This window comes from Luteibacter sp. (genome assembly GCF_036499525.1).
Taxonomy (GTDB): Bacteria; Pseudomonadota; Gammaproteobacteria; order Xanthomonadales; family Rhodanobacteraceae; genus Luteibacter.
In genome coordinates this window covers 1-21,593 of the sequence record NZ_DASYDO010000012.1, presented here as the reverse complement: position 1 = coordinate 21,593, position 21,593 = coordinate 1, and the positions used below count along the sequence as shown (strand labels likewise).

Annotated in this window: 19 protein-coding genes; 10 read left to right on the top strand and 9 right to left on the bottom strand. The window is 66.1% G+C overall.

Features of this window, described 5'->3' with window-relative positions; genetic code table 11:
* Position 1 precedes the first annotated feature (1 nt).
* The 4 genes from VGM71_RS01610 to pilG all read right to left on the bottom strand — a co-directional run bounded on the left by VGM71_RS01610 (position 2) and on the right by pilG (position 3,529).
* Complete coding sequence (locus VGM71_RS01610; RefSeq protein ID WP_331542027.1) at positions 2-2,035, bottom strand: methyl-accepting chemotaxis protein; 2,034 nt, start codon at positions 2,033-2,035, stop codon at positions 2-4.
* Between the two features lie 173 nt (positions 2,036-2,208).
* Entirely contained in the window at positions 2,209-2,754 is a 546-nt protein-coding gene (locus VGM71_RS01605) for a chemotaxis protein CheW (RefSeq protein WP_331542026.1), read from the bottom strand.
* Between the two features lie 7 nt (positions 2,755-2,761).
* Positions 2,762-3,136 (bottom strand): response regulator, encoded by a 375-nt coding sequence (locus VGM71_RS01600; protein ID WP_331542025.1) that lies wholly within the window; start codon positions 3,134-3,136, stop codon positions 2,762-2,764.
* A gap of 36 nt (positions 3,137-3,172) precedes the next feature.
* The gene (pilG, locus tag VGM71_RS01595; RefSeq protein ID WP_414675072.1) at positions 3,173-3,529 is read right to left on the bottom strand and encodes a twitching motility response regulator PilG; all 357 of its coding nucleotides are present in this window, start codon (positions 3,527-3,529) and stop codon (positions 3,173-3,175) included.
* Between the two features lie 269 nt (positions 3,530-3,798).
* Here pilG and gshB point away from each other — a divergent pair, with 269 nt between their 5' ends.
* Positions 3,799-4,740 carry a glutathione synthase gene (gshB, locus tag VGM71_RS01590; protein ID WP_331542023.1) on the top strand — a complete coding sequence of 314 codons (942 nt, stop codon included), beginning with the start codon at positions 3,799-3,801 and terminating at the stop codon, positions 4,738-4,740.
* Positions 4,737-5,597 (top strand): energy transducer TonB, encoded by an 861-nt coding sequence (locus VGM71_RS01585; RefSeq protein WP_331542021.1) that lies wholly within the window; start codon positions 4,737-4,739, stop codon positions 5,595-5,597. The genes gshB and VGM71_RS01585 overlap by 4 nt, the downstream gene beginning before the upstream one ends.
* Before the next feature lie 113 nt (positions 5,598-5,710).
* Here VGM71_RS01585 and VGM71_RS01580 read toward each other — a convergent pair whose 3' ends face one another.
* Positions 5,711-6,031 (bottom strand): hypothetical protein, encoded by a 321-nt coding sequence (locus VGM71_RS01580; RefSeq protein ID WP_331542019.1) that lies wholly within the window; start codon positions 6,029-6,031, stop codon positions 5,711-5,713.
* A 92-nt stretch (positions 6,032-6,123) separates the two neighbouring features.
* On the opposite strand from VGM71_RS01580, the gene VGM71_RS01575 reads away from it, so the two are divergent.
* The 5 genes from VGM71_RS01575 to VGM71_RS01555 all read left to right on the top strand — a co-directional run bounded on the left by VGM71_RS01575 (position 6,124) and on the right by VGM71_RS01555 (position 10,509).
* Complete coding sequence (locus tag VGM71_RS01575) at positions 6,124-6,690, top strand: YqgE/AlgH family protein (RefSeq protein WP_331542017.1); 567 nt, start codon at positions 6,124-6,126, stop codon at positions 6,688-6,690.
* 14 nt (positions 6,691-6,704) lie between these two features.
* Positions 6,705-7,124, top strand: a complete 420-nt coding sequence (gene ruvX / locus VGM71_RS01570; protein WP_331542016.1) for a Holliday junction resolvase RuvX — start codon at positions 6,705-6,707, stop codon at positions 7,122-7,124.
* Between the two features lie 43 nt (positions 7,125-7,167).
* Complete coding sequence (locus VGM71_RS01565) at positions 7,168-8,094, top strand: aspartate carbamoyltransferase catalytic subunit (RefSeq protein ID WP_331542015.1); 927 nt, start codon at positions 7,168-7,170, stop codon at positions 8,092-8,094.
* A gap of 102 nt (positions 8,095-8,196) precedes the next feature.
* Positions 8,197-9,945 (top strand): hypothetical protein, encoded by a 1,749-nt coding sequence (locus VGM71_RS01560; protein WP_331542014.1) that lies wholly within the window; start codon positions 8,197-8,199, stop codon positions 9,943-9,945.
* Between the two features lie 201 nt (positions 9,946-10,146).
* Positions 10,147-10,509 carry a BON domain-containing protein gene (locus tag VGM71_RS01555; RefSeq protein WP_331542013.1) on the top strand — a complete coding sequence of 121 codons (363 nt, stop codon included), beginning with the start codon at positions 10,147-10,149 and terminating at the stop codon, positions 10,507-10,509.
* Positions 10,510-10,829: 320 nt separating this feature from the next.
* On the opposite strand, the gene VGM71_RS01550 is transcribed toward VGM71_RS01555, so the two are convergent.
* On the bottom strand, positions 10,830-11,993 hold the full coding sequence (locus VGM71_RS01550) for a PilT/PilU family type 4a pilus ATPase (protein WP_331542012.1): 1,164 nt from the start codon (positions 11,991-11,993) through the stop codon (positions 10,830-10,832).
* Positions 11,994-12,217: 224 nt separating this feature from the next.
* A complete protein-coding gene (locus VGM71_RS01545; RefSeq protein WP_331542011.1) occupies positions 12,218-13,255 on the bottom strand; it encodes a type IV pilus twitching motility protein PilT in 1,038 nt (345 codons plus the stop codon).
* A gap of 125 nt (positions 13,256-13,380) precedes the next feature.
* Here VGM71_RS01545 and proC point away from each other — a divergent pair, with 125 nt between their 5' ends.
* Entirely contained in the window at positions 13,381-14,205 is an 825-nt protein-coding gene (gene proC, locus VGM71_RS01540) for a pyrroline-5-carboxylate reductase (RefSeq protein ID WP_331542010.1), read from the top strand.
* Positions 14,202-14,777, top strand: coding sequence for a YggT family protein (locus tag VGM71_RS01535; RefSeq protein ID WP_331542008.1), 576 nt, complete (start codon positions 14,202-14,204; stop codon positions 14,775-14,777). Before proC ends, VGM71_RS01535 begins: the two co-directional genes overlap by 4 nt.
* A 100-nt stretch (positions 14,778-14,877) precedes the next feature.
* Here VGM71_RS01535 and VGM71_RS01530 read toward each other — a convergent pair whose 3' ends face one another.
* Both VGM71_RS01530 and hrpA read right to left on the bottom strand, forming a co-directional pair.
* Complete coding sequence (locus VGM71_RS01530; RefSeq protein WP_331542007.1) at positions 14,878-16,962, bottom strand: bifunctional (p)ppGpp synthetase/guanosine-3',5'-bis(diphosphate) 3'-pyrophosphohydrolase; 2,085 nt, start codon at positions 16,960-16,962, stop codon at positions 14,878-14,880.
* Positions 16,959-20,960, bottom strand: a complete 4,002-nt coding sequence (hrpA, locus tag VGM71_RS01525) for an ATP-dependent RNA helicase HrpA (RefSeq protein WP_331542006.1) — start codon at positions 20,958-20,960, stop codon at positions 16,959-16,961. The genes VGM71_RS01530 and hrpA overlap by 4 nt, the downstream gene beginning before the upstream one ends.
* Positions 20,961-21,081: 121 nt before the next feature.
* On the opposite strand from hrpA, the gene VGM71_RS01520 reads away from it, so the two are divergent.
* On the top strand, positions 21,082-21,549 hold the full coding sequence (locus VGM71_RS01520) for a Dps family protein (protein WP_331542005.1): 468 nt from the start codon (positions 21,082-21,084) through the stop codon (positions 21,547-21,549).
* The last annotated feature ends 44 nt before the right edge of the window (positions 21,550-21,593 follow it).

Below are 21,593 nucleotides of genomic sequence, written 5' to 3'. Positions count from 1 at the left end.
GTTAGCCCGGCAGCTTGAAGTTCGCGACGGACAGGCGCAGGTCGTTCGCGAGCTGGGCCAGGTTGCCGATCGACTCGGCCGTCTGGCTCGCGCCCAGCGACGTCTGCGAGGTGATTTCCTGGATGACGTTCATCGTGGCCGAGGTATCGGTTGCCGCAGCGGACTGCTGGCGTGCCGCGGCGGAGATGTTCTGAATCAGCGCCGAAAGGTCGTTCGAGACGCGCTCGATGTCGCCCAGTGCCGTACCGGCGTCCTCCGCCAGGCGGGCACCGGCCACCACTTCCGCGGTGGTCTGTTCCATGGAGCTGACCGCTTCGTTGGTATCGGACTGAATCGTCTGGACCAGGGTTTCGATTCGCTTCGTGGCGCTCGCCGAGCGTTCGGCGAGGCGCTGCACTTCGTCCGCCACCACCGCGAAACCGCGGCCGGCTTCACCCGCCGAAGCCGCCTGGATGGCTGCGTTCAACGCCAGGATGTTGGTCTGCTCGGCGATGTCGTTGATGAGTTCCACGATCGAGCCGATTTCCTGCGACGACTCGCCCAGGCGCTTGATGCGCTTGGAAGTTTCCTGGATCTGGTCGCGGATGGAGTCCATGCCCTGGATCGTCTCGCGCACCACTTCGGCGCCGCGCGATGCGATCTGCACCGAGCGCTGTGCGACGTCCGCCGATTCCGCGGAATCTTTCGACACCGTGTCCATCGAGGTCGCGATCTGGTTGATCGCGGAGGTGGCCGAGGTGATCTGCTGCGCCTGCTGTTCCGCCGCGTCGGCGAGGTGCATGGCGGTGGCCTGGGTTTCCTGTGCCGCCGCGGAGACGCGTACCGCGGTCTCGTTGATCGTGGTCACGAGGTTGCGCATCTCGTCCACGGCGGAGTTCATGGCGTCCGCGATGGCGCCCGTGATGTCCTCTGTCACCGTGGCCTTGATGGTCAGGTCGCCTTCGGCGAGCGTGCCCATCTCGTCCAGCAGCCGCATGATCGCGGTCTGGTTGCGCTGGTTCAGTTCGGACGTGGTCTCGAAGCGGCGACGCTGGTCGCGCACGAGGTTATAGACCAGCAGCAGCGCGAACAGCACCGCGCCGATGGCGCCGAGCAGGCCCCACCATACATTCGGGAACAGGCGGGTCAGCGGCAGCTTTGCGATCTGGTCCGCGGACTCGTTCGCGCGGAGCAGCACGGTCTGCGAATCGAGCGAGGCCTGGTTGCCCGCGCGCTTCACGTCCTGCAGGTTCGGCGAGGCGGTGACCAGCTGGTTCACCGGATCCACCAGGTCGCCCCAGGAGGTCTGCATGCCTTCGAGAATCTTGCGCGCGTTGCCGTCGCCGATGGCACGGACGCCACCGTCCGGGTTGCCGTCGATCAGGCCCTTCAGCACCGCGCCGTACAACTGCGCATCGCGGGACAGGCCGTCGGCCGCGGACTGCGCGCCGTCGCCACCCTGCAGGATCTCCTGCACGCGGCGGATCATGCGGTCGGCCATGAGCATCCAGCGGGCCAGGGTGAACGTCTGTTCCACCGAGGCATTCTTCTGCTGGACGATGTTCAGCACCTCGTCGGTGCGGGCGTTCAGCAGCGGCATCTGCTTGGCGAAAAGATCGGCGCGTTCACCCGAGGACAGGACCAGGTCCTTGTTCGAAAGGATCTTGCCGATGTCCGCGTCCAGTTGGTGCCAGGCGTTCGAGAGGCCACCGATGGCGCGGCCGGCGTTGGTGAGGTTGCCGTCGGCGTAGGCCGGCATGCCGGTCTTATCGTCGCCCTTGACCAGGCGCTGCACGGCCGAATCGATCGTGTTCCTGGTGGCGGCCAGTTCGCGGAAGGAGTCGCGGTTGCCGTCCGACGCCTCGAGCGCGTACTTCGCGGTCTGCTGCGAAAGCACCTGCACCTGGGTCGTGAGCGCGATGGCCTCGCGGTCCTCGCCGTTCTTGTTGTTCAGCCACCAGAAGTCGACCGACGCCAAACCGATCGCCAGGAGCAGGAACACGATGACGATCGTGTAGCCACGTTCCCGGCCTGCGCCGCCTGCTGTCGTGCTCATATCCACCTCACCCAAACCTGGCAAAGCTAGCCGCCGGGGCCTCGATGGCCACCAGCATGACGAAGCGGCCCAAGGACCGCCCCTCCGTTCCCATCGCGGAACCGGCCAAGCCGCCTCCGCCCATCATCCTGTAAGGGGCGGCCACGCGGCCGTCCCCTCCCCCACGGAGACGCTTAAAGCGCCGCCTGCCGGAAATCCGGCGCACGAACCAGACGGCTCATGCTGAAAAGTCCGAACGTCTGCTCGCCGAGCTGGACGTTCTCCACGACGAAACGCAGCAGCCGTGGATCGTGCTCTTCTTCCCCCGTGCCCCGCTGGGCATCGTCCATCGTACGCTGGCCGAACACTTCGTCCACCAGCAGACCCACTGTGCCGCCATGCTGGCGGACCAGCAGCAGGCGGGCGCGTTCCGACGCCGGCGTGCGCTCGTCGAAGAGGAACCGGCCAAGGTCGATCGCCGGCACGAGGTTGCCGCGCACGTTGGCCACGCCCATCAGCCAGGGCTGGGTGCCCGGCACGTTGGTCAGCGGCGGAACGGCCAGCAGCTCGTTGATCTCCTCGATACCGCTGACGAAGGCGCGACGCCCGACGCGAAAACCGATACCGCGCCACAGGCCCAGCGATTCCACGCGCTCGGGAGCGTCGGCGGAATGCGCGAGGCATGCCCGCTCGTAATGAGCGAGCAGTTCGAAAGGCGTGAGTGCCGCGTTCTCGCTCATGGCGTCCTCAATGCGTCGTTTTCGGGAGGAGGCTTGCGATCGTCGAGAGCAGTTCTTTCTCGTTGACCGGCTTGGTGATAAAAGCCTTTGCGCCCTGGCGCAGGCCCCAGACGCGGTCGGTTTCCATGGACTTGGTGGTGATCATCACCACCGGCACGTCGGCCGTGTTCGGATCGCGGCTCAGCGTGCGCGTGGCCTGAAAGCCGTTCATGCCCGGCATGATCACGTCCATGATCACCAGGTCCGGCTTGTTCGCGCGGATGCGGTCGAGGCCAGCTTCGGCGTTGTCGACGCTGGAAACGGAGAAACCCGCCTTCTCGAGCAGCGTGGTGAACACGCGGACGTCGGTGGGCGAGTCGTCGATGATGAGAATGTTTGCCACACGTCCCCCTGGACGTCGTTTAGCGTGGGAGTTCGGTCAGCTCGCCTTCGCGTACCGGTGGATCGCGCCGAGAAGTTCGTCGCGGGTGAAAGGCTTGGTGAGATATTGCTCCGCGCCGACGATGCGGCCGCGCGCCTTGTCGAACAGGCCGTCCTTGGAGGACAGCATGATGACCGGCGTGCCACGGAATTGGGCGTTGTTCTTGATCAGCGCGCACGTCTGATACCCGTCGAGGCGCGGCATCATGATGTCGACGAAGATGATGCTCGGCTTCTGGTCCGAGATCTTGGCGAGAGCCTCGAACCCGTCCACGGCAGTCAGTACGTCGCAGCCTTCCTTCTTCAGCAGGGTCTCCGCCGTGCGTCGGATGGTTTTGGAATCGTCGATGACCATGACCCGTAAACCAGTCAGGTCGTTACCGCGTCCGTTTTCGTTCACTGCGCCCCCGTCCCACGAAAAAAACCGCAAATACCCGCGCAGGATAGCCGGTTTTGGCCGACAATTTCCGTGCGCCAGGTCGTTGTCCGGAACCGAGGGGTTCCGGCGGCCCGCTCTTCGGCGTTCCTCCCGTCCGCTGTTTAATGGTTGGCCGGGACGGCGTCAAGATGAATTGTTCCTAAAGAGCTAGACTTGGCCTCTTTCCTGCCTTCTGGAAGGTTCCGATGCCCCTCTCCGTCGCTGTCCTGATGGACCCGATCCGCGCCATCAAGATCGCCAAGGACACCACTTTCGCCCTGATGCTCGAAGCTTCCCGTCGCGGACACGCCCTGCTGTACATGGAGCAGGGCGACCTGGCTCTGCGCGATGGCGAAGCGTGGGCCCGCCTGCGCGCCCTCACTGTGAAGGAAGACCCTTCCGGCTGGTTCGTCCTCGGCGAGCCCGAGTGGCGTCCGCTCGCGGACGTGGACATCGTGCTGGCCCGCAAGGACCCACCGGTGGATGCGCAGTTCATCTACGACACGATGGTGCTGGAACGTGCCCAGCGCGCCGGGTGCAAGGTGGTGAACGACCCGCGCTCGCTGCGCGACTGCAACGAGAAGCTGTTCGCCCTCGACTTCCCCCAGTGCATCGTGCCCACCCTGGTCTCGCGCGATCGCGGCGAACTGAAGGCCTTCGTGGGCGAACACGGCGAAGCGGTGCTCAAACCGCTGGACGGCATGGGCGGTCGCGGCATCTTCCGGGTGAAGGCGGGCGACAGCAACCTGAATTCCATGCTGGAGACGCTGCTCGACGGCGGCCGCCACTTCACCATCGCGCAAAAGTACATCCCCGAGATCACCTCCGGCGACAAACGCATCCTGCTGATCGACGGCGAGCCGGTGCCGTACGCCCTGGCGCGCATCCCGCAGGGCGACGAGTTCCGCGGCAACCTGGCCGCCGGCGGCCGCGGCGAGGGCATCCCCCTTTCCGGGCGCGATCGCTGGATCGCCGCCCAGGTCGCGCCGGAACTGGTCCGCCGCGGGCTGCGCTTCGTGGGCCTGGACGTCATCGGCGACTACCTGACCGAGATCAACGTCACATCTCCGACGGGTCTCCGCGAACTGGACGCCCGGTTCGGCATTAACATCGCGGGGCTGCTGTTCGACGCAATCGAGGCCCGATGACGACCCGCACCACCGGCGCCGACCTGTTCGGCGCGACCCTGCTGTTCTCGCTGCTGCTGCATGGTGTCCTCATCCTCGGCATCACCTTCGAGGCGGAAAAGCCACGGCCGAGCGTGCCCACGCTGGATGTCACCCTCGTGGACGTCGCCAACCAGGAACAGCCGGACAAGGCCGACTTCCTGGCCCAGGCGAACAACTCGGGCGGCGGCGACCAGGACAAGGCGGCGCGTCCGTCCGAGCCGGTTTCGGGACTGCTGCCCACGGCGCAGCACCGCCCGGCAGCCGAACCGAAGGAGGCCCAGGCCCCCGCGCCGCGCGACGCCACGCCCACCCAGCTCCTGACCAGTTCGGGCGAAACGGCCTTCGCCGTGGCCACCGCGCGGGAGCAGACCGAGCGGAAGGAACGCCCCCTTCCGGAATCGGACCAGGACGTGCAGCGCCGGATGGAAATGGCACGACTGGCCGCCGAGGTGCGTGAACAATCGCAGGCGTACGCCAAGCGTCCCAAGAAGAAATTCATCTCATCGAATACCCGTGAGTATGCCTACGCCGCCTACATGAAGGGCTGGGTCGGCCGCGTGGAGCGCGTGGGCAACCTGAATTACCCCGACGAGGCACGGCGCCAGGGACTGTATGGCGAGCTGGTGCTCACCGTAGGCCTCAACCGCGACGGCACGATCAAGAGCATGGACGTCATCAAGAGTTCGGGCCGGAAAGTGCTTGACGAAGCCGCGCAGCGCATCGTCCGCCTCGCGGCGCCCTTCCCCGCCCTGCCCGCGGACAAGAACCGCGTGGACGAGCTGTACATCACGCGCACCTGGCAGTTCCTGCCGGGGAATGTGTTGAGAAATTACTGAAGCGCGCCCCGTAGGCGCGCGCCCTGCGCGCGACATGCTTTGAGGCCGTGACCCGGAGCTGGCGCGCGGGAGTGAGAACTGGCGCGAGAGTCTGTCGCGCGCAGGGCGCGCTCCTACGGCAGCAGCTGGTCGGCTTCGCTTACGTATGCCTTTTCAGCCTTGCGATCCCACACACACAGTTCCCGGCCGGCTCGGTTCGTCATGTGTTTCTGCGGATAGCGCCCTGCCAGAACCAGCGCCGTGACCGGAACGCGGTCGTCGTAACGGATCGGCCCGCCCACGGGCTTCACGTCCTTCAGTCCGCTGGCGGCCACGCAGGCTTTCATCAGACGTTGGTCATAGTCCTTCCAGGCACCGGGCGCGGAGGCCCACGAAGTCGCGGCGAAGCTCATGGCGGCGATAGCGAAACCCTTTACAAACATGAGCTTGGACATTGGCTATATTCCTCATGACAAGACCCGGACGGTACCCGGAAAACACTGAACGTTCGCACACGGCTCAGGGTTGTAGCGGCTACAATGACGCCATGACGATCGCCACTACATTCGCGGGTCAATTCCTCATCGCGATGCCCTCCCTCGCTGAACCTCCGTTCGCTCGTGGCGTGGCGTTCCTTTGCCAGCATGGCGAGGACGGCGCCGTCGGCCTGCTGATCAACCAGATTTCCGAATATCGGCTCGGCGACGTGCTCGCGCAGATGAAGCTGTCCTGCGAAGACCCCGAGATCGCGGACTATCCCGTGCTCATCGGCGGACCGGTACAGCAGGAGCGCGGCTTCGTGCTCCATCGCGAACCCGGCAACTGGGATTCCAGTTATCGCGTGAACGAGGACTGGTCGGTCACGACCTCGCGCGACATCCTCGTGGCGATGGCCGCGGGCGAGGGTCCGCGCCGCGCGATGGTCACGCTCGGCTATGCGGGCTGGGACGCCGGACAGCTCGAGCAGGAAGTGATGGACAACGCCTGGCTCACCATCCGCGCCGACGAGCGCATCGTATTCGACACGCCCATCGACGAACGCTGGATTGCCGCCGCGCGCGAGCTCGGTGTGCACGATCCCTCCCAGTTGACCGGCTACGCCGGTCACGCCTGAGCCCGCCCTACACGATGAGCTGCCTCTTCGGCTTCGACGTCGGGACGAAGATCGTCGGCGTCGCCGTCGGTAACCGCCTGATGGGAACCGCCCGCGCACTAGCCGTCGTGCCCGTGCGCGACGGCGAGCCCGACTGGCATGCCCTGGACACGCTGCGCCGCGAGTGGCTGCCTGCGGAACTGGTGGTGGGCCTGCCACTCGACAACGAGGGCAAGGAACAACCGATGACGCGTACCGCGCGCCGCTTCGCCGAACGCATCGGCGAGCGCTACGCGCTTCCCGTCGTCTTCGCCGACGAACGCATGAGTTCGCAGGAGGCGGCTCGCCGCTTCGCCGCGGCCCGCGCCGCGGGCACGCGCAAACGGTCCGATGCGAAATCGATCGACGCGGAGGCCGCGGCGGTCATCCTGGAGTCGTACCTCGTGCAGGCATGAACCCCAACCGCACTCCTTCGATGCCATCCACCTTGAGGACGTCATGTCACATCGCCTGCGCCACCTGACCACCCTCGAGAACCTGCCGCGCGAGGCCATCGAGCGCCTCCTCGACCGCGCAAACAGCATGCGCGAGGCCACCGCGCACGGCACCCGCAAGCTCGACCTTCTCACGGGCCGCACGGTGCTCAACCTGTTCTTCGAGCCCTCCACGCGCACGCGAACGTCGTTCGAGCTGGCGGCGCGCCGGCTCTGCGCGGATGTGATCAATTTCGACATCGGCTTTTCCTCGACGGCAAAAGGCGAGGAACTGTTCGACACGCTGCACACTCTCGAGGCAATGCACCTGGACACGATCGTCGTTCGCCACAAGGAATCGGGCACGCCCGAATCCCTGGTGCGCCACGCGATGAGCGGCGTCTCGGTGGTGAATGCGGGCGACGGCAACCGCGCCCACCCCACCCAGGGCCTGTTGGACGCGCTGACCATCCGCAACCATCATCCGGACTTCCGCAAGTTGCGCATCGTCATCTGCGGCGACGTGCGCCATTCGCGCGTGGCCCGCTCCGACGTGCACGCGTTCACGGCCCTTGGCGCGAAGGACGTCCGCATCGTGGGGCCGTCGGCGCTGCTTCCGTCGGAGGGCGAACTGGAAGGGGTGACCTACCACGACGATTTCGACGCCGCGATCGAAGGCGCGCACGCGGTCATCATGCTGCGCCTGCAGAAGGAGCGCATGGCCTCCACCGACCTGCCCGACGAGGCGGCCTATTTCGAGCGCTTCGGGCTCGACTGCCGGCGCCTCGCCCGTGCGGCCAAGGGCTGCCTGGTCATGCACCCCGGCCCGATCAACCGGGGCATCGAAATCGCCCCCGACGTGGCCGACGGCGCCCAGTCGCGCATCCTCGAACAGGTCGGCAACGGCGTGTTCGTGCGCATGGCCGTCCTGGCCGAGGTGATGGGCCGATAGCCTCGTAAGAATTTGCGCCAGACCCCCCATGGGGCCGCCTTGAGGCCCCATGGTTCCGGCATAATGGCGGGACCAAGGGACCAACCGGATATGGGATACACGATGCGACCGACGAAGCGACTAATCGCGCTCGGCCTTGCCAGCATTTTGCTGGCGGCCTGCGGCCACAAGGACAAGGACGCCCCGCTGGCCTTCGTGCCGGCCGATACGCCTTACGTGCTGGCGAACCTGGACAAGCTCGACGACGACGCCTACGACGCCATGCTGTCGCAGGCCAATAGCGAACTGCCCGGCGAAGTCGCGCAGATGAAGTCCGTGGCGCAGGACCTCGAAACGAAGGGCAATACCGAAGGCGCCCGCCTGCTCAAGGCCTTCGCCGCCGAATTCGACGGCAAGACAGCCGAGGTCGCCCTGAAGAACATGGGCCTCGACATCAAGAATGGCTCGGCCATCTACGGCATGGGCCTGAGCCCGGTCGCCCGCGTGGCCCTCGCCGATCCGTCTGCCTGGGACGCCTTCGTGGGGCGTCTCGAAACCGCCTACGGCAAGAAGCTGGAAAGCGCGGATGCCGGTGGCCAGGCCTATCGCCATGTCGCCCTTTCCGACTCCGGCCTGCAGCTGATCATCGCCACCGTCGGCAAGCAGGGTGTGGTTTCGCTGCTGCCGGCCGATGCCGCGCAGCCGGCGATCCGTCAGGCACTTGGCGTCGATCGCCCCGAGAAAAGCCTGCAGGACGACGGCCGCCTTGCCGACCTCGCCAAGGACAAGGGCTACAAGGATTATGCGGTCGGCCAGGTCGACCTCGTCCGCCTGCTGCCGCTCGTCGCCACCGGCAAGGATCCGCTGTTTTCCACCTTCCTCAGGCACCAGTCGGCCAAGACCGGCGACCCCGTACCGGTGCTGCCGCCGAGCTGCGTCACGGAGGCCAGCCGCGTCGCCGCGCGCATGCCTTCGATCAGCTTCGGCTATACCCGTCTCGACCTGCATCACCAGGAACAGCGTGTCGATGTAGCGCTGGCCGATGACATCGCCAAGGCCTTCTCGGGCCTGAAGGTGGAACTGCCTGGCCTGGGCAGTGATGCCTCCGGCCCGTTCGACGTCAGCCTCGCGCTGCCGATGGAGCAGATCCGCACGTTCTTCACCACGCAGTCCGAAGCGGTGGCGGCCAAGCCATTCGAGTGTCCCGCCTTCGTCGGCATGAACGACAGCTTCACCAAGCTCGGCTCGACGATGCAGCAGGCGGCCATCCCGCCGTTCGGAGACATCCGTGGCGTGCGCATCGTGCTCGACTCGTTCAAACCCGCCCCCGCCGGACAGCAGATGCCCATCGTCACCGGCCGCGTGCTGCTCGGCACGCGTAACCCGGCCGGCCTGATCGCCATGGGCCAGGCGATGCTCGGCGGCGACTTCAAGCTCGCCGGCGACGGCAAGCCCGCACCGCTGCCGCCGAACATCACCGCGATGCTCGGCATACCCGGCTGGGCGGCGATGAACGGCCAGGCCATCGCCATCGGCGTGGGCGACGGCGAGGACGGCAAGCTCGACGACATGCTGATGGGCGCCATCGGCGATGCCGGTCGTCTCAGCCGCTTGCACCTTAACGGCGACATGTACCGCGCCTGGGTCGACGTGATGGCCGACAAGGCCCAGGCCTATGCCAGGTCCATGACCGAAGCCTCGGGCGCGGACGGCGCACCCGACGATCAGGCCGCGCAGGCTTCCGCCGCGGAGCGGTCCAAGATGCAGATCGACGCGATGAAGGCGCAGGCCGCGCGCATCGTGCAGGTGTCGGGCGAAGCGCACGTCGAAGAGAAAGGCCTCGTGATCTCCGGCGCTGTCGAATACAAATAAGTAACGTTATCGTAAGCCGGAAAGGCGCCCCTTGCCGGGCGCCTTTTCTTTGTCAAAGCCTTTGTTGACTATGCTGAACGGTGGTGTTTTTTCGGCACGAATCGTTCACGGATGCACTGTTTCCATTGATCCCGCGAACCGGCAGCCACAGCGCGTGGCGCCATCGCCAGACCCATTCAGTGCGAGACAAAGGAGTCACCCATGAACCACGCCAACCTCCGTAAGGCCCTGTTTGCCGCCGTCCTCGTCGCCGGTCTCGGCGCGGCTCCCGTCGCGCAGGTCTATGCGCAGGACTCCGCCGCCATGTCGAAGGGCGACAACCAGACCGTTCCCGGAAAGGCTGACGACGCCTGGATCACGACCAAGGTGAAGTCGGAATTCGCCACCGCGAAGAACGTGAAGGCCACCGATATCAGTGTCGACACCAAGGAAGGCATGGTCACCCTGACCGGCACGGTCGCCACCGCCGCCGAAAAGAGCAAGGCGGAACACCTTGCCAAGAGCGTCAAGGGCGTGAAGAGCGTCGACGCCAGTGGCCTGACCGTTTCGGCTGCCGCGAAGTAAGGGCACCGCAATGCGGTAATAGAGGGAGCCTTCGGGCTCCCTTTTTTTGCGCTGGTATTTCTACGGCTCGGCTTCGCCATCGGGTTGCGCTGTGGCAGTGAGGCAAGGGGAGCCGAACGCGGCATTGCATTTGCAGGAGAGCGCCCTGCGCGCGACATGTATTGAGGCCGTGCCTTGGAGCTGGCGCGCTAACTTTAGGACTGGGGCAAGGAGCGGTCGTACCCGACGCGGGCATAAACGCGCCGGGCGCGCTCCTACAAACCACGGCCACCGCAAACGCGCAACACGATGGCGAAGCCGAGCCCGCAATGCCCTCGTGGTCAGCGGTGCAGCATGCCGCCGAAGGTGTTGCGGTCGTTGCTCTTGTCGATTTCCACGCCTTCCAGCCCCTGCGACAGCGTATGTGCGTCGCCGCCCTGGGCCAGCTTGATGCGCAGGCGGACTTCGTTGGAACTGTCCGCGTGGCGGAGCGCGTCCTCGTAGGAGATCTCGCCAGCGTGGTAGAGCTCCACCAGGCTCTGGTCGAAGGTGCGCATGCCGAGCTGGTTGGAATCGCGCATCAGTTCCTTCAACTTATGAATCTCGCCCTGGCGAATGTAGTCCTGGGCGAGCGGCGTACCCAGCAGCACTTCCACCGCCACGCGACGCGCCTTGCCGTCGGGCGTGGGAATGAGCTGCTGCGCCACGATGCCCTTGAGGTTCAGGGACAGGTCCATGAACAACTGCTGGCGGCGGTCTTCCTGGAAAAAGTGCAGGATGCGGTCCAGCGCCTGGTTGGCGTTGTTCGCATGCAGCGTACACAGGCAGAGGTGGCCGGTTTCGGAGAAGTTGATGGCGTGTTCCATCGTCTCGCGCGTACGCACCTCGCCGATCATGATCACGTCGGGCGCCTGGCGCAGGGTGTTCTTCAGCGCGTTTTCCCAGCTGTCGGTGTCGATGCCGAGTTCGCGCTGGGTAATGATGCAACCCTCGTGCTTGTGCACGTATTCGATCGGGTCCTCGATGGTGATGATGTGGCCCGTCGAATTCTGGTTGCGGTAGCCGATCATCGAAGCCAGCGAGGTCGACTTACCGGTACCCGTGCCGCCCACGAAGATGATGATGCCGCGCTTGGTCATCGCCAGCTGCTTGATGATCGGCGGCAGGTTGAGTTCTTCCGGCGTGGGGATTTTCGACTCGATCCGGCGCAGCACCATGCCCACGCAATTGCGCTGGTAGAAGCACGAGACACGGAAGCGGCCGATGCCCGAGGCGCTGATCGCGAACTGGCACTCGTGGGTTTTCTCGAACTCCTCGCGCTGGGCGGGCGTCATCACGTTCAGCACCATGTCGCGCGACTGTTGCGCGGACAACGGACTCTGCGTGATGGGCACGATGCGGCCCTGCACCTTCATGGAGGGGGCGACGCCGGCGGTGATGAACAGGTCGGAGGCCTGCTTGTGCACCATCAGCTTGAGGAAGGAGGTGAAATCGAAGTCGCTCATGGCCTGGTATCCCAATGCCGGACCGGGCCGGCGTCCCCTGTGGGGGCGATCATATACCTGCGCCCGAATGGACGCAGGGATCCTGGTCACGCTCCGTGGCTCCCGCACGCTCCATGGCTCCTGTAGGAGCGCGCCCTGCGCGCGACATGTTTTGAGACCGAGCCCCGAGCTGGCGCGCCAACCTGAGGACTGCGGCGAACAGCTGTCGCGCGCAGGGCGCGCTCCTACCGGAAGCCTTCCTTGTTCTTGGCATACGTGGAGGCTTCCTGGCGGGTGACCAGTCCGCGCTTGACCAGGTCGGCCAGGGTCTGGTCCAGGGTCTGCATGCCGTGCTGCTGGCCGGTCTGGATGGACGAGTACATCTGCGCGACCTTGTCCTCGCGGATCAGGTTGCGAATGGCCGGGATGCCCACCATGATCTCGTGCGCCGCGGTACGACCGCCGCCCACCTTCTTGAGCAGCGACTGCGAAATCACCGCGCGCAGCGATTCGGACAGCATGGAACGGACCATTGGCTTCTCGCCTGCCGGGAACACGTCGATGATGCGGTCGATGGTCTTGGCGGCCGACGAGGTATGCAGCGTGCCGAACACCAGGTGGCCCGTTTCCGCAGCGGTGAGCGCCAGGCGGATGGTTTCCAGGTCGCGAAGTTCGCCCACCAGGATGTAATCCGGGTCTTCACGGAGCGCGGAGCGGAGCGCCTCGTTGAAACCGTGGGTATCGCGGTGGACCTCGCGCTGGTTCACCAGGCACTTCTGCGAGGTGTGCACGAATTCGATCGGATCCTCGACCGTGAGGATGTGGCCGTATTCGTTCTTGTTCACATGGTCGACCATGGCCGCCAGCGTGGTGGACTTGCCCGATCCCGTGGGGCCCGTGACAAGGATCAGGCCCTGCGGCTGCTCGATCAGTTCGCGGAAGATCTTCGGTGCGCCGAGGTCTTCCAGGGTGAGTACTTCCGAGGGAATGGTGCGGAATACGCCGCCCGCGCCACGGTTGTGGTTGAACGCGTTCACGCGGAAACGGGCCAGCCCGGGGATTTCGAACGAGAAGTCGACTTCGAGGAATTCCTCATAGTCGCGCCGCTGCTTGTCCGACATGATGTCGTAGATCAGCGAATGGACCTGCTTGTGCTCCAGGGCCGGGATATTGATACGCCGGACGTCGCCGTCGACGCGAATCATCGGCGGCAGACCCGCGGAGAGGTGCAGGTCGGAGGCCTTGTTCTTCACGGAGAAGGCAAGGAGTTCGGCAATATCCATTGGGGTCCCCTATCTTGGTGGGCATAGGTAACCATGCCCGGGGGGCGGCCACAAGGGACGCTGGCCAATTCTCCATATATGCTTTGCGCGTTGTGAACGACGTCGCCAACGGAGCGGAAACCCCAATGAACCGGATCGCCTTCATCGGCGGGGGCAACATGGCCACCGCCCTGATCGCCGGGATGATCCGCCACGGCGCACAGCCCGGCGGCATCGCCGTGGCCGAGCCACGCGCGGAAGCCCTGCACGAACTCTCCCGTGAATACGGTGTGGCTACGTATACGGATAATCTCGATGCCGCGGAGGGGGCTTCCATCCTCGTCCTGGCGGTGAAACCACAGATGCTGGCCGAGGTCTGCCGGGCCCTGCGCCCCGCGGTGCAGAAATACCGCCCCATGGTGATTTCCATTGCCGCGGGCATCCGCATCCACCAGATCGAACGCTGGCTGGACGCCGCCCTGCCCGTGGTGCGTTGCATGCCCAATACGCCGGCGATGTTCGGCGCGGGCGCCACGGCGCTGTACGCCAATGCGCGGGTGAGCGCGCCGCAGCGGGCCGAGGCCCAGCACGTGCTGGATGCCGCGGGGCTCACCGTCTGGGTGCCGGAAGAAGAGCAGCTCGACATCGTGACCGCCCTGTCCGGCTCCGGCCCCGCCTACTTCTTCCTGATGGTAGAGGCGCTGGAGAACGCGGCATTCTCGCAGGGGCTTTCCCGTGAAACGGCCCGCGCCCTGGCGGCGCAGACCGCTTTCGGCGCCGGGCGCATGCTGGTCGAGAGCGGCGAACCCGCGGCCATCCTGCGCCGGAAGGTCACCTCACCCAACGGCACCACCCAGGCGGCGCTGGACAGCTTCCACACCGATCATTTTCCCGAGGTAGTGGCGCGCGCGGTCGACGCGGCGCGGCGCCGTGGCATCGAACTTTCCGAAGACATGGAATCGAAGACGTGAATTACCTGACCAATGCCGGGGCGCTGCTGCTCCAGTTCGCCTTCGGCGCCATCGTCACCCTTTTCGTGCTGCGGCTGCTGGCCGAGGCCTATCGCGCGGATTTCCACAATCCAATCTGCCAGTTCCTCTATCGTTTCACCAATCCCGTGCTGCGGCCCTTGCGCAAGGCCTTGCCGAACATGCGCCGGGTGAACACCGCCGGGCTGCTCATCATCCTCGCGCTGGAATGCGTGAAGGTGTTGCTGATAGCCGTCCTCGCCGGAATCGCACCGGCACCGCTGGGCATCCTGGTGGCAGCCATCGCCGAGACACTGGATTTCTTCCTGCTCACCTGGATCGTGCTGGTCTTCGTGTGGTCGCTGATGGGCATGCTCTCCACCGACCGCTACCACCCCGTGGCCCGGCTGGTATCGAGTCTGGCCGAACCGCTGGTGCGGCCGCTCCGCGGTCGCCTGACCATCGGCGGGCTGGACTTTTCGCCCACCGCGGTGCTGCTGGGGCTGTTCCTGGCGCGCATGCTGATCGCGCAGCCGCTGGCGGATTGGGGCATGCGGTTGCTTCTGGGGGCGTAGGAGCGCGCCCTGCGCGCGACAGATTTTTCGCCCCGGTTCGCAACCTGGCGCGCCAGCTCCGGGTCGCGGCCTCAGAACATGTCGCGCGCAGGGCGCGCTCCTACCTGCCGCCCAATCGCCTCGCATCCGTCACGTTCGGCAACGCCCCAAGCCTTCCCAGCAAGGTCGACAGCTGTTCGTAATCCTTCACCCGTAACGTGAAGCGCATCTCCACCTCGCCCGTGCGCACGTGCACGCGGCTGGAGGAAGCAACGATGTGTGGCCCCACGTTGTTGATGGTGGTGGCGACGTCTTTCTGCAGGCCCTTGCGGTCGTACCCGCGCAGTTCCACATCCACTTCATAGTTCTGCACGTCGACCCTGCCCCAGCCCACCTCGATCACGCGATCCGGATCGCGCCGGGCGAGACGGGCCAGCGAGGCGCAGTCGGCGCGATGTACCGATACGCCACGACCGCGGGTGATGAAGCCGCGCACGGTGTCGCCGGGTAGTGGCTGGCAGCAGCGCGCCAGCGTCGTGAGCAAGTTGCCCACGCCTTCGATCGAAAGCGCGCCGCGATCGTGCTGTGCCCCGCGCGATGCGACCGGATTGCCGGATTGGATGACCTCGGGCTCCGCGGGCTCCTGCAGCGAGCGTGCCACCTGGCCAAGACTCACCTCGCCCAGCGCCACCGTGACATACAACTCATCCACATTCTTCAGGCGGAAGTGTGTGGCCAGCTTCGCCAGGTCGACGTCGTCCAGCGCGAGGCGGCGCAGTTCCTTTTCCAGCGACGCCTTGCCCGCGAGGATGTTTGCGTCGTGCGTCTCGCGCCGGAACCACGCGCGCACCTTCTCCCTGGCACGCGACGTGTTGAGATAGCCGTGGTGCGCGGAGAGCCAGTCGCGGCTGGGCTCGGACACCTTCGTGGTGAGGATTTCCACGCGATCGCCGCTGCGCGGCTGCGTGGTCAGCGGCACGATGCGGCCGTTGACCTTGGCGCCGCGGCAGCGGTGCCCCACGTCGGTATGGATGTGGTACGCGAAATCCAGCACGGTGGCGCCGCGGGGCATGTCGATGACCTCGCCCTTGGGCGAGAGCACGTACACGCGATCTTCCATCAGTTCGGTTTCGAAGCCGGCAGCCAGTTCGGCTTCGTCTTCGCCGCGCGGCTCGAGCAGCTTGCGCATCCAGGCGATCTTCGCCTCGAACTCGGCATCCGCGCCGCCGCCTTCCTTGTAGCGCCAATGCGCGGCCACGCCGAGCTCGTTCGCGCGATGCATCTCGTGGGTGCGGATCTGTACTTCGAGTGTTTTCCCTTCCGGCCCCAGCACCGCCGTGTGCAACGAGCGGTATCCATTGCCCTTGGGCCGCGCTACGTAATCGTCGAACTCGCCGGGCAGGTGCGGCCACAGGCTGTGCACGAGACCGAGCGCGGCATAGCAGTCACCCACGCTATCGACGAGGATGCGCACGGCGCGAATGTCGTAAAGATCGGAAAACTCCAGCCCCTTCTTCTTCATCTTCTTCCAGATGGAGAAGATGTGCTTGGGCCTGCCGGCCAGGTCAGCGTGTACACCCGCGCCTTCCAGCACCGTGCGCAGTTCCGCCAGGCTGGAGGCGATGAAATTCTCGCGGTCGGCACGACGCTCGTCCAGCAAGCGCGCGATGCGGCGATAGGTGTCCGGTTCGAGGTAACGGAAGGCAAGGTCTTCAAGCTCCCACTTCAGCTGCCAGATGCCGAGGCGGTTAGCGAGCGGCGCGTGGATGTCGGAGGTGAGCTGGGCCAGCTCGCGGCGCTCGTGGTCGGGCAGCGCCATGGCCGTGCGCATCGCCGCGAGTTGTCGCGCCAGCAGCACGAAGACCACGCGCAAGTCGCGGATGATCGCTAGCAGGAGGCGGCGCAAGCCTTCGGCGCCGCTGCCGGAACCGCGCTGGGCATGCAGGGCCCATACTTTCTCGGCCTCGCCTTGGCCGTCGACCAGGCGGCGCAACGACGGCGCCCACGCCTTGGCCATGTCGTCGGTCGCGCCCGGAAGGCCACGCTGCAGCGAGAACCACAGGGCCGAAGCACAGGTTTCGTCATCGCAGCCCAACAACCGCAGCAACTCGATGATGGTTTCGCCCTCGGCGCGCGCCGCCACGGGCAGCACGCCACAGGCTTCGCGGGCACGCTCGGTCTGCGGCATCGGCGGGGAAGCGCTCATCGCCTGTCCTCCGCCAGCGCCGTTTCCAGGGCGCGGGCCAGCCGCTTCGCCGACACCGGCTCAGCCGTCTTCAGTTCCTGGGCGAACAGCGACACCCGCCATTCCTCGAGCAGCCAGCGCAGTTCCTGCCAGGTGGTGTCGCGGAGCGCCGTGCCGCCCGCATTGAGCAGCGCGCGCCAGTACGGCAGCACCTGCAACATGCGCGACTGGTCGCGTGCGGGATCCTGGCGCAGCCGTTCGGCACGCAGGCGCATGGCCCTCAGGTAGCGCGGATAGTGCGCCAGCCGGTCGCGAGGAAGGTCACGCAGAAAGCCGGGCTGCAACAACGCAGCCAGCTGTTCGCGCAGGTCGTCGTAGCTGGCCTTGGCGAAACCGACCAGCGGCGGGTCCATCCAGGGTTTCAGATCGGCCTGCGCCTCGATGATCGGCTCGGCCAGTTTCTGCCGTGCCATCGCCGCACCGAACAGTTCGCGCGCGAACTCGGCGCGTAACGCCTCAAAGTCGCCATGGGTACGCACATCCAGGCGGCGTTCCACCAGCAAGTCGGCAAAGCCCCCCTCGACCAGGTCTTCGCGCAGGCCGTCGACGCTGCCAAGCGGCGCGTACTTCAATGAAAGAGGATTGGCGATCGGCAGCTGCCGCCGAGCACGCTTGAATTCGGGTGCAAGGGACTGACGCAGGAGGCGTTCGACACCGCCCACGTGTGCTTCCGCGGCCTCGTCGGCACGTTCGAAGACACGCAGGGCCACGGCTTCGCCCAGGTCTACCAGTGCCGGATATGCCGTGAGGCCGCCCTCCGAACGCACTTCCTTCGGAATGGCCTCGAAATCCCAGGCGACGATGCCTTCGCGCGTGAGTTCGACGTCGGTCTTGCGCGAGAAAGCCTCGCGCGCCTTGCCTTCCCATTGCGCCCGGATGGCCGCGAGGTCGCGTCCCTCGGCAACCGTGCGCCCGTTCTCGTCATGCACCCGATAGCGCATCAGCAGGTGTGCCGGCAACTCGGTATCGGCGAAAGCCGACGCGTCCACGTCGACGCCAGTCGTACGCTTCAGGAACGTCGCCAGCGCCGAAACCAGGGGCTCGTCGCGCGGTGCCTCGGCTTCTACGAAGGCCCGGGCGAAGTCCGGCGCAGGCACGAAGTTGCGGCGCAACGCCTTCGGTAGCGCGCGGATCAGTTCAGCCACCTTGTCGGCCAGCAGGCCACCGACGAGCCAGTCGCCGCGGGCTCCCGGCAGTGCGTTGAGGAACGCCAGCGGCACCTGGATGGTGACACCGTCCGCCGGGTCCCCCGGTACGAAGCGATATTCAAGGCGGTAGCGATGCTGGCCGATGTCGAGTGATGCGGGGAACGCCTTGGGGTCAAGCCCTGCCCCGGTGTCCATCACATCGGCGAGGGTCCAGCGCAATGCGGCCTGCTCCGCCGGAGCCGCCTTGTGGTACCACGCATCGAGTGCCCGCGTATCCGCGATGCTCTCCGGCAGTTTGCCCTCAAAGAAGGCGGCAAGTTCCTCGTCCGGGCGCAACAGGCCGGCACGCCGCTGCTTGGCCTCGATGTCCTGCGCCTGTTCGAGGACGCGCGCATTGGCGCGCACGAAATCGGCGCGGCTGTCGAGCTCGGCGCGAACCAGCGCCTCACGAACGAAGATCTCGTGGGCGAGGCGCGGGTCCTGGCGCTGGAAGGTCACCGGCCGGCGCTCGACCAGCACCAGCCCGAACAGGGTGACCTGCTCATAGGCTACGACCGTGCCGCGCTTTCGCGACCAGTGCGCATCGCGCGCCGTCGCGCGCACCAGGTGGCTCGCCTGCGACTCCACCCAGGCCGGATCGACGCGTGCTGACATCATGGCCCAGATGCGCCCGCCGATATCGATGATCTGCGCGGCGAAGATCCATGCCGGCGGGCTCTTCGCCAACGCCGAACCGGGGAACACCTGGAACCGGCGCTCGCGCGTGCCGCGGTACACACCCTTCTCATCCTTATGACCGACCTGGGTCGGAAGACCCGTCAGCAGGGCGCGATGGACGGCTTCAAAAAGGGCGTCACCGTCGAGGGGATCGGCGGCGTTGTAGGAGCGCGCCTCGCGCGCGACAGCTTTTCGCGAAGAGCCCTGGACCTTGTTGCCTTGCTGCGGAAGGCTGTCGCGCGCAGGGCGCGCTCCTACGGGAGCGCTTTCGCCCCAGCCGATGTCGCGGGCGACCAGCACCAGTTGCCGGTGCAGTTCGCGCCATTCGCGCATGCGCATGAAGCTGAGAAAATGCCGCGAACACCAGTCGCGCAGCTTCGATGAAGTGAGTTCCTCGGCGGCGGAAAGGTATGCGCGCCACAGGTTCAGCACGCCGATGAAGTCGGACTTGGGATCGGCGAACTGCGCATGGGCCGCATCGGCCTGACCGCGTGCATCGGGCGGCCGCTCGCGCGGATCCTGGATGCTGAGGAAGGCCACGACGGTGGTGAGTTCCGCGAGGCTGCCAAGGCGGCGCGCCTCCACCAGCATCCGCGCCAGCTGCACGTCGATCGGCAGCCGGGCCACCGTGCGGCCCACATCGGTGAGCCGGCGGTCGTCGTCGATGGCGCCGATCTCCGCGAGGCGGCGGTGACCGTCGGCGACCACGCGCGGATCGGGCGCCTCGAGGAACGGAAAATCCTCCACCTCGCCAAGGTCCAGCGCGAGCATGCGCAGGATCACGTTCGCCAGCGACGAGCGCAGCAACTCCGGATCGGTGTATTCCGGGCGCAGCGCGAAATCCGCTTCTTCGTAGAGGCGATAGCAGATGCCCGGTCCCACGCGTCCGCAGCGGCCCTTGCGCTGGTTGGCGGCGGCCTGCGAGATGGGTTCGATATGCAGGCGCTCGAGCTGCCCGCGCTGGCTGTAGCGTTTCACGCGTGCCGTGCCGGAATCGATGACATAGCGGATGCGTGGCACCGTCAGCGAGGTCTCAGCCACGTTGGTCGCCAGCACGATGCGCCGCTTCGGCCCGGGACGGAATACGCGGTCCTGCTCGGTTGCCGACAGCCGCGCATACAGCGCCAGCACTTCGGTCTCGCGGTATTGCCGGCGTGAGAGCAGCAGGTGCGCATCGCGGATCTCGCGTTCGCCCGGGAGGAACACCAGCACGTCGCCGCGCGGGTCCTCGCGCGTGATCTCGTCCATGGCGTCGGCCACCTGCTGCGCCGCGTTGCCCTCCACGCGCTCGCCCGGCGGACGGTAGCGGACCTCGACGGGATACGTGCGACCTTCCACGGCGACCACGGGCGCACCATCGAAATGCGCCGCGAAGCGCTCGGTGTCGATGGTGGCGGAGGTGACGACGATCTTCAGTTCCGGCCGCCGTGCGGCCAGGCGCTTCAGGTAGCCGAGCAGGAAATCGATGTTGAGGCTGCGCTCGTGGGCCTCGTCGATGATGATCGTGTCGTAGGCCGACAGCCAGGGATCGGACTGCGTTTCGGCGAGCAGGATGCCGTCGGTCATGAACTTGACCAGCGCCTGGTCGGAGACTTTCTCGGTGAAGCGGACCTGGAAGCCGACCTTATCGCCGATCGGCGTGCCGAGTTCCTCGGCCACGCGGGTGGCCACGGAGCGCGCGGCCAGGCGGCGCGGCTGGGTGCATCCGATCATGCCCGCCTCGCCACGGCCGGCGGCCAGGCAGAGCTTCGGCAGCTGAGTGGTCTTGCCGGAGCCGGTTTCGCCGGCGATCACCACCACCTGGTGCTCTCGGATGAGTTTCACGATGTCGTCCGCCCGCGCCGCGATGGGCAGCGAAGCGTCCACCGCGATGACCGGCTTGGACGCCACGCGCGCGGCGCGGCGGGCGGTCGAGGCAGCGATATCGGCGGCCAGCGCCTGCAGCTTCCCGGCATCGGGCTTGCGTGACAGCGCGCGCCAGCGACCCAGCAGGCGTCCGAAGTCGCGGCTGGCGACCCGCGCCAGCGCATCGCGCAGCTCGCGCAGGCGCGGATCGGGGGCGGAGGGTCGCGTGGGGCTTGTGGAGGTGCTCATGGGGACCCCAATAATAGCGTGTGCCTATCGGCGGAATCGGAACAGTTCATTTCACGTAGGCCGCACGGATCGTTAGAATGGCATTCCTCAGACCTTAAAAACCCCCAAGGAGAGTCGAGCCATGACCATCGATATCGGTATCGCCAAGAAGGACCGCGAAGCTGTCGCCAAGCAGCTTTCCCGCCTCCTCGCTGATACCTATTCGCTGTATCTCAAGACGCACAACTTCCACTGGAACGTCACCGGCCCGCAGTTCAACAGCCTGCACGCCATGTTCGAAACCCAGTACAACGCCCTCTGGCTGGCCGCCGACGAAGTGGCCGAGCGCATCCGCATCCTCGATGTGTTCGCCCCCGGTTCCTACAGCCAGTTCGGCAAGCTCACCTCGATCAAGGAAGAGTCGGAGGTGCCGGAATGGAAGGACATGGTCGCCCAGCTCGTGGAAGGCCATGAAATCGCCGCCGCCACGTCCCGCGACACGATCAAGGTCGCCGATGGCGCGGGCGACGAGGGCACGGCCGATATAGTCACGGGCCGCCTGAGGGACCACGAGAAAACCGCCTGGATGCTGCGCTCCCTCCTGAAGTGAGCCTCCTGTAGGAGCGCGCCCTGCGCGCGACATGTTTTGAGGCC